This is a genomic window from Methylobacterium sp. WL7 (assembly GCF_008040085.1).
GTDB classification, from domain to species: Bacteria; Pseudomonadota; Alphaproteobacteria; order Rhizobiales; family Beijerinckiaceae; genus Methylobacterium; species Methylobacterium mesophilicum.
The window spans coordinates 1-6,726 of the sequence record NZ_VRVG01000192.1; the positions used below are offsets into that span (position 1 = coordinate 1).

At 69.7% G+C, this 6,726-nt stretch carries 7 protein-coding genes; 6 read left to right on the forward strand and 1 reads right to left on the reverse strand.

Translation table 11 applies throughout. The annotated features are described in order from the left end of the window. From FV233_RS27370 to FV233_RS27395, 6 genes are all read left to right on the forward strand, one after another. Positions 1 to 1,914 (forward strand): potassium transporter Kup (locus FV233_RS27370; RefSeq protein ID WP_147899404.1); only part of this gene is annotated, 1,914 nt, incomplete at its 5' end. Between the two features lie 65 nt (positions 1,915 to 1,979). After that, entirely contained in the window at positions 1,980 to 2,225 is a 246-nt protein-coding gene (locus FV233_RS27375; RefSeq protein WP_147899405.1) for a type II toxin-antitoxin system VapB family antitoxin, read from the forward strand. Positions 2,226 to 2,313: 88 nt separating this feature from the next. Then, a complete protein-coding gene (locus tag FV233_RS27380) occupies positions 2,314 to 2,628 on the forward strand; it encodes a type II toxin-antitoxin system VapC family toxin (protein ID WP_238261368.1) in 315 nt (104 codons plus the stop codon). 469 nt (positions 2,629 to 3,097) lie between these two features. Further along, entirely contained in the window at positions 3,098 to 3,577 is a 480-nt protein-coding gene (locus tag FV233_RS27385) for a (2Fe-2S)-binding protein (protein WP_147854740.1), read from the forward strand. Further along, positions 3,574 to 5,910 carry a xanthine dehydrogenase family protein molybdopterin-binding subunit gene (locus FV233_RS27390; protein WP_147899406.1) on the forward strand — a complete coding sequence of 779 codons (2,337 nt, stop codon included), beginning with the start codon at positions 3,574 to 3,576 and terminating at the stop codon, positions 5,908 to 5,910. Before FV233_RS27385 ends, FV233_RS27390 begins: the two co-directional genes overlap by 4 nt. Positions 5,911 to 5,985: 75 nt before the next feature. Next, entirely contained in the window at positions 5,986 to 6,384 is a 399-nt protein-coding gene (locus FV233_RS27395; RefSeq protein WP_147854744.1) for a hypothetical protein, read from the forward strand. 12 nt (positions 6,385 to 6,396) lie between these two features. Here the strand turns inward: FV233_RS27395 and FV233_RS31425 are convergent. Beyond that, positions 6,397 to 6,726, reverse strand: a 330-nt coding sequence (locus tag FV233_RS31425) for a DUF1194 domain-containing protein (RefSeq protein WP_246690110.1), incomplete at its 5' end; no start/stop codon positions are given.

Genomic DNA, 6,726 nt, shown 5'->3' on the forward strand with positions numbered 1-6,726 from the left:
CCCGAGCAGGGGCCGGCCCCCGCCGGCGCCCTGGATTCCCCCGAGAAGGCCGAGACCCAGCACGGCCATGCCGGCTTCTGGACCCTGCTGGTCGGCTCGGTCGGGGTCGTCTACGGCGACATCGGCACCAGCCCGCTCTACGCCTTCCGCGAGGCGCTGGTCCCGGCCCGCACCGACGGCATCCTGCTGCCCGAGGAAGTGATCGGCACCGTATCGCTGATCCTCTGGGCGCTGTTCCTGATCGTGACGGTCAAGTACGTCCTGATCCTGCTGCGCATGGACAACAACGGCGAGGGCGGCATCCTCTCGCTGATGGCGCTGGCCCGGAAGGCGCTCGGCGGCTCCCGCATCGTGTTCATGCTCGGCCTGCTGGGCGCCTCGCTGTTCTACGGCGACGCGGTGATCACCCCGGCGATCTCGGTGCTCTCGGCCGTGGAGGGGCTGAAGCTCGTCACCCCGGCCCTGAACGACTACGTGCTGCCGATCACGGTGACGATCATCGTCGCCCTGTTCCTGGTGCAGAACCGCGGCACCGCCAAGGTCGCGGCCTTCTTCGGGCCGATGACCGTGGTGTGGTTCGTCGCCATGGCGCTCGCCGCCCTGCCGCATATCGGCCTGCACACGGAGGTGTTCCGCGCGGTCAACCCCTGGTACGCGGTGCATTACCTGCTCGGCCACGGCACCGGGGCGCTGGTGGCGCTCGGCGCGGTGTTCCTGGCGGTGACCGGCGCCGAGGCCCTGTTCGCCGATCTCGGGCATTTCGGCCGCAAGCCGATCCAGGTGGCCTGGGTCTGCCTGGTCTTCCCGGCGCTCGCCCTGAACTACCTGGGCCAGGCGGCCCTGGTGCTGGAGAAGCCCGACACCGCCGACCCGTTCTTCCAGCTCGTCCCGGCCTGGGGCCTGCTGCCGATGGTGGTGCTGGCGACGCTGGCCACCGTGGTGGCGAGCCAGGCGGTGATCACCGGCGCCTTCTCGTTGTCCCGGCAGGCGATCCAGCTCGGCCTGCTGCCGCGGCTCGAGATCCGCCACACCTCCGAATCGCATGCCGGGCAGATCTACCTGCCGCAGATCAACGGGCTGCTGATGGTCGGCGTCGTGCTGCTGGCGGTGCTGTTCAAGACCTCCTCGTCGCTCGCCTCGGCCTACGGCATCGCGGTGACCGGAACGATGCTGCTCACCGCCTCGATGACCTTCCTGGTGATCTGGCGGATGTGGGGCTGGTCGCCGGTGGCCGCCGCCCTGGTGATGCTGCCGTTCATCGTGGTCGAGTTCCTGTTCCTGCTCTCCAACCTGATCAAGGTGGTCGAGGGCGGCTACGTGCCCCTGATCCTGGCCGGCGGCCTCGTCATCCTGATGTGGACCTGGGTGCGCGGGGTCACGATCCTGTTCAACAAGACCCGCAAGACCGACGTGCCCTTGGTCGAGCTGGTCGGCATGCTGGAGAAGAGCCCGCCCCACCACGTGCGCGGCACCGCGGTGTTCCTGACGAGCGACCCCGAGATCGCCCCGGCCGCCCTGCTGCACAACCTGAAGCACAACAAGGTGCTGCACGAGAAGAACGTGATCCTCACGGTCGAGACGGTGGACACGCCGCGCTCGAAGGAGGCCGACAAGGTCCGGATCGAGCCGGTGGGTCCGCACTTCTTCAAGGTGGTGATGAAGTTCGGCTACATGGAGACGCCGAACATCCCCAAGACCCTGGTGCTGCTGCGCCGCCAGGGCTTCAAGTTCGACATCATGGCGACGTCGTTCTTCCTGTCCCGCCGCTCGATCCGCCCGGCCACCCATTCGGGCATGCCGCTCTGGCAGGACCGCATCTTCATCACGCTCGCCAAGAACGCCAACGACGCGACGGACTTCTTCCAGATCCCCACCGGGCGGGTGGTCGAGGTCGGGACGCAGGTGACGGTGTAACGCCGTCGGCTGGTGTAGATCCGCGCGAGCGATTATCTACATCGCTCTGTCGAGGGCGAACGGCCGTGCCGATCAACGTCAACAATCCCGAAGCCGATGCGCTGACGCGCCGGTTCGCCACCCTGGCGGGGGTCGGCATCACCGAGGCGATCGTCATCGCCATGCGAGAGGCGATCGCGCGCAGGCACCCGGGGGAGACGCCGCAGGCGACCGCCGCACGGCTGCGCGAGAAGCATGGAATCACCCTCAGCGAGGATGCCCGGACGCCCCTCCCGCGGGATGTCTACGACGCGATGTGGGAAAGCCGCTGATGTTCGTGGACGCCTCCGCGCTCGTCGCCCTGCTGGCGGACGAGCCGGAGGCCGGCCGGATCTCCGCCGCGCTCGCCTCGGCCAGCCGGTGTATGACCTCGCCGTCGCGGTCCTGGAAACGGTGCTGGCCCTCGCGCGGCCCGACAAGTTCGACATGACGGTCGAAGCCGTCGGGCCGATCGTCCTCGAATTCCTCGAAGCCCGAAGCATCGAGGTCTGCGATCTGCCGCCCGCCAACGAGACCACGGCGCTCGCTCTGTCGGCGGCGCATCGCTACCGGGCGGGCCGTCACGGCCTCAACCTCGGTGACTGTCTCCACTACGCCGCGGCCCGGCTCTTCGACGTGCCGATCCTCGCCACGGCGGACGAGTTTCGCAGGACCGATCTGGAGACTGTCCGCTGACGGTCCGGTGATGGATCGATCCGCCTACAAACACCCAACGGACCGATGTTCTCGGTGGGCATGCAGGCTCCGCCCGGCCATGGCGAGCGCGGCGAAGCGGCAAGGGCGTTAGGTCCGAGCCGATCGAGCGTTCGGATGCCGACGCTGATCGTCGTCGACGCAGTGCAGCGTGGCAGTACGGACCGCTTCCCTCTGACACGTTCGAAGGCGTTGTCCCTCCACGAGACACGCATGTGCGCCGCCGCACGCGGCATGTCCCCGGCGCGGACCTCCGGCGGCATGCCGCGTCCACCTTGCGTTGCACAAGTCTCCCAGGGTGGATTAGAATTCTTCCACTTCCGAACCCAGAGACCCGTTCGCCGGGTTAGCCGGCATGGGCGGACGCGTGGACCGGAGCATCGGTCGGCGCCTCCGACCCGGCTCGGACCCGACGGGACGCCGCTCCGGCGCTGCCAGACAGGACGCATCGATGATCAAACTCACCGTGAACGGGGCTGCGCGCAGCTTCGACGGCGACCCCGACATGCCGCTGCTGTGGTACCTGCGCGACGAACTCGGGCTCACCGGCACCAAGTTCGGCTGCGGCGTGTCGCTGTGCGGCGCCTGCACGATCCATCTCGGCGGCGCGGCGACCCGCGCCTGCATCACCCCGGTCTCGGCGGCCGCCGGCCAGGAGGTCGTGACCATCGAGGGGCTGTCGCCCGACGGCAACCACCCGGTGCAGGTGGCCTGGCGCGACCTCAACGTCGCCCAGTGCGGCTACTGCCAGTGCGGCCAGATCATGCAGGCCGCAGCCCTGCTCAAGGACACGCCCAAGCCGTCCGAGCAGGACATCGACGACACAATGAGCGGCAACATCTGCCGCTGCGGCACCTATCCGCGCATCCGCGCGGCGATCCATCAGGCCGCCGGCCAGACGGCCCCCGCCGGCAAGGGAGAGCGCCTGTGATTCATGACGCCCAGATGATGGCCGAACTGGCCGCTCAACCGACCGCCAAGCCGGTCCTCGCCAATGTCAGCCGCCGCGGCATCCTCGGCGGCGCCGGCGCCCTTGTGCTCGCCCTGTCCCTGCGCGACGCCCGCGCCGACGAGGGCCAGACCGCCGAGCAGAAGGCCCAGAAATTCGGCGCCGACGGCATGCCGCACGGCTGGCGCGACGACCCAAAAATCTTCGTGGCGATCGCCCCGGACGGCACCGTCACGGTGACCAACCACCGCTCCGACATGGGCCAGGGCGTGCGCACCTCGGTGGCGCTCACGGTCGCCGACGAGCTTGAGGCCGACTGGCCGAAGGTGAAGGTGGTCCAGGCCTGGGGCGACGAGCAGCGCTTCGGCAACCAGGACACCGACGGCTCGCGCTCGCTGCGCCACTTCTTCCAGCATTTCCGCCATGCCGGCGCCGCCGCGCGGCTGATGCTGATCGAGGCCGCGGCCAAGCAATGGGGCGTGCCAGCCTCCGAGGTGACGGCGTCCAACCACACCCTCACGCACGCCAAGTCGAAGCGCAGCCTCGGCTACGGCGCCGTGGCGCAGGCGGCCTCCGAGCTGCCGGTGCCCACGAACGTCCCGCTGAAGGACCCGAAGGATTTCCGGTACGTCGGCACCGGCAAGATCGGGCTGATCGACAACTTCGACATCACCACGGGCCGGGCCGTCTACGGCCTCGACACCAAGCTCGACGGGATGCTGTACGCTGTTGTCGCCCGCCCGGCGGTCTACGGCGGCAAGGTCGCGTCCTACGACGACAGCGAGGCCAAGAAGGTCCCGGGCGTCGTCAAGATCTTCAAGATCGACGGCGGCGAGATCCCGAGCGAGTTCATGCCGCTCGGCGGCGTCGCCGTGGTCGCCAAGAACACCTGGGCCGCCATGAAGGCGCGCGACGCGCTGAAGATCACCTGGGATGACGGCCCGAACGCCGGCTACGACACCGACGTGTTCCGCAAGGAGCTCGAGGCCGCCGCGCGCAAGCCCGGCAAGGTGGTGCGCAACCAGGGCGACGTCGACGGCGCGATGGCCAAGGCCAAGACCAAGCTCGAGGCCGAATACTTCGTGCCCCACTTGGTCCAGGCCCCGATGGAGCCCCCGGCCGCCGTGGCCCGGGTCAAGGACGGCTTCTGCGAGGCCTGGGCCTGCACCCAGGGTCCGCAGGCCGCCAACGACCGCCTGATGAAGGCGCTCAAGCTGCCCGACGACAAGGTCAAGGTGAACGTCACGCTGCTCGGCGGCGGCTTCGGGCGCAAGTCCAAGCCGGATTACGTGGTCGAGGCCGCCCTGTGCTCGCAGGCGGTGGACGGCGCGCCGGTCAAGCTCGCCTGGACCCGCGAGGACGACATCCACCACGGCTACTACCACACGATCTCGGTTGAGCGCCTGGAGGCCGGCCTCGACGACAAGGGCATGCCGGTGGCGTGGCTGCACCGCTCGGTGGCGCCGACGATCGGCTCGATCTTCGCCCCCGATCCGAAGCACGAGCTGCCGTTCGAGCTCGGGATGGGTCTGGTGAACACGCCGTTCAACCTGCCCAACGCCCGGATGGAGAACCCGGAGGCCGCCGCCCACGTCCGGATCGGCTGGTTCCGCTCGGTCTCGAACATCCCGCACGCCTTCGCGATCCAGTCCTTCGTGTCGGAGCTGGCGCATGCCGCCGGCCGCGACCCGAAGGAGTACCTGCTGGACCTGATCGGCCCGGCCCGGACGATCGACCCGACCTCCATCGGCGACGTCTGGAACCACGGCGAGGACCCGAAGCTCTACCCGATCGACACCGGCCGCCTGCGCGGCGTGATCGAGGCGGCGGCCAAGGGCGCCGGCTGGGGACGGCAGATGCCCAAGGGCCGCGGCCTCGGCATCGCCGGCCACTACAGCTTCGTCACCTACACGGCGGTGGCGGCCGAGGTGGAGGTCGACGACAAGGGCCAGGTGAAGGTCCACGCCATCGACATCGCGGTCGATTGCGGGCCGCAGGTGAACCCGGAGCGCATCCGGTCGCAGATGGAAGGCGCCGTGGTCATGGGGATGGGGCTCGCCCTCACCTCCGAGATCACCTTCAAGCAGGGCCGGGCCGTGCAGAACAACTTCGACGGCTACGAGATCATCCGGATCGACGCCGCCCCGAAGGTGGTCCGCGTGCACCTGGTACCGACCGGCTCCTACGACGGCCCGCTCGGCGGCGTCGGCGAACCCGGCGTGCCGCCGGTGGCGCCCGCCATCGCCAACGCGGTCTTCGCGGCCACCGGCCGGCGCGTGCGGCAATTGCCGATCCGCGACCAGCTCAGCGCCTGAACCGCATTCCACCGCGACGCGTTGGGGGACCGGGGACCTGATCCCCGGCCCCCCGCCATGAAAGAGTTCGACACGATGATGCGTCCCGCCGCCTTCACGGTTTCCGTCACGGTGCCCCTGGCCCTGGTCCTGATGGCGGCCCCGGTCCTCGCCTCGCCCTGCTCGGACAAGATCGACGCCCTGTCGAAGCGTGTCACCGCGGAGGCGACCGCCTCGATCTCGGCTTCCACCAGCGGCCAGGGCAACGCCGCCAAGCGCGGCGGCGAGGGCGTGACCGGCACCGAGGGCCAGCGCGCCAACGAATCCCCGCAGGCCCCCCCGGAGAAGTCGGCCCAGGCCGGCGAGGGCGCGGATGCCGCCCAGCAGGCCAAGGTCGCGTTGGACGAGGCGCGGACGGCAGATTCCAAGGGTGATGCCACGGCCTGCGAGGCCGGGGTCGCCCGAGCCGAAGGCCAGCTGAAGAAGGCGCCCTGAGGCGTCGCCGGGCTACCGCCCTAGGGCGCTGATCGCGATCACGAATTTCCGGCGCAGCGCCCGGGAGAAATCGCCGTAGCCGGCGTCCGCCAACAGGAACGCGCCCCGGCCGCCGAGGACGTGGGCGCGGTACCAGTGCTCCAGGGTGGTCCGGTCCGTAGGGCCGGCCCCGAGCTGAGGCTCAGCGCGCCGACCATGCCCAACACCCGGAGCCGACCCGAACCCGTCCGCGCTCTCGCCATCGACGGTCCCGGCTCTCCCCGGCCGGAGGGCCGCCGCGGATCCGTTAGGGCATGCTTTCAAAGCCGGCGAAATCGGCCTTCCGGGGGATGGGGGTTGGGG

Coding starts and splice junctions, on each gene's coding strand:
- FV233_RS27385 (WP_147854740.1), top strand. CDS start 3,098: ATGATCAAACTCACCGTGAACGGGGCTGCGCGCAGCTTCGACGGCGAC.
- FV233_RS27395 (WP_147854744.1), top strand. CDS start 5,986: ATGATGCGTCCCGCCGCCTTCACGGTTTCCGTCACGGTGCCCCTGGCC.